The sequence below is a fragment of the Marinobacter sp. VGCF2001 genome, from assembly GCF_049943275.1.
Classification (GTDB): Bacteria; Pseudomonadota; Gammaproteobacteria; order Pseudomonadales; family Oleiphilaceae; genus Marinobacter.
The window spans coordinates 1-1,194 of the sequence record NZ_JBNFVX010000040.1 but is presented as its reverse complement, the minus strand read 5'-3'; the positions used below and the strand labels follow the sequence as shown (position 1 = coordinate 1,194).

Annotated in this window: 1 protein-coding gene; it reads left to right on the top strand. The window is 53.7% G+C overall.

The window, feature by feature from the left end; all coding sequences use genetic code 11:
* The first annotated feature begins 70 nt into the window (after positions 1-70).
* Positions 71-1,155 (top strand): IS3 family transposase gene (locus tag ACP2AU_RS16730; RefSeq protein WP_426377347.1). Its coding sequence is split into 2 segments (ribosomal slippage): positions 71-332 and positions 332-1,155, totalling 1,086 coding nucleotides; the frame shifts between segments, so codons are not numbered across the junction.
* Positions 1,156-1,194: the final 39 nt, after the last annotated feature.

The window sequence follows — 1,194 nt, the reverse complement described above, 5'->3', positions numbered from 1 at the left end:
TGTAACCCCCCCAGAAAATAATCGAGGTTTTGAGTAGAGACTTTTACAATGATCGCAAAAGGAGCGACAGATGAAGAAGTCTCGATTCACCGACAGCCAGATCATGGCGATTTTGAAGCAGCACGAAGCCGGCGTTCCGGTGGCTGAGCTGGCCAGGGAACACAATGTCAGCACGGCGCTGATCTATCAGTGGCGCTCGAAATTTGGTGGCATGGACGCATCAATGATGAAGCGTCTGAAGGAGCTGGAAGCTGAGAATGCCCGCCTGAAAAAGATGTACGCTGAAGAGAGGCTCAAGGCCGAACTTCGTCAGGAAGCTCTGGAGGGAAAGTTGTAAGGCCATCTCAGCGCCGGGAGATGGCCAGGAAGAGCGTGGCCAAACACGGCCTCAGTATCCGAAAGGCTTGCGTGGTATACGGTATCAGCGAGACCTGCTATCGCTACCAGGCAAAGCTCGATGCAGAGAACGCGTTGGTGGCTGATTGGCTGTTACGACTCACCCAGGTCCATAAACGCTGGGGCTTTGGCCTGTGCTTCCTGTATCTGCGCAATGTGAAAGGCTACACCTGGAATCACAAGCGCGTGTATCGCATATATCGGGAGCTAGAGCTGAACTTACGCATCAAGCCCCGAAGACGAATCCATCGGGATTATCCGGGTGAGCTGGATGTTCCGACTGCGCCCAACCAGGTCTGGTCAATGGACTTTATGAGTGACCAACTAGTCAGCGGCAAGGCGTTCCGGACCTTCAATGTGATCGATGATTACAACCGGGAAGGCCTGGGCATTGAAGTCGACTTGTCATTACCCGCACAACGGGTGATGCGTGCGCTGGAGCAGATCATTGAATGGCGCGGCAAGCCCGCCGCCATTCGCTGTGACAATGGGCCCGAATATATCTCACAGTCACTGATAGACTGGGCCAATAGAAACCAGATTACGCTGATCTACATTCAGCCCGGTAAGCCCACCCAGAATGCGTACATCGAGCGCTTCAATCGAACCGCACGGCATGAGTGGCTGGATTTGCATCAGTTCGAAGGTATCGCCCATGCCCAGCTCCTGGCAACTCAGTGGCTGTGGCAGTACAACAATGAACGACCGAACACGGCCATTGGAGGAGTACCCCCATCCAGGCTGCTGGAGGTAGCTTAACCTCTACTCAAAAGTGTGGTTAAAAATGGGGGGATTACA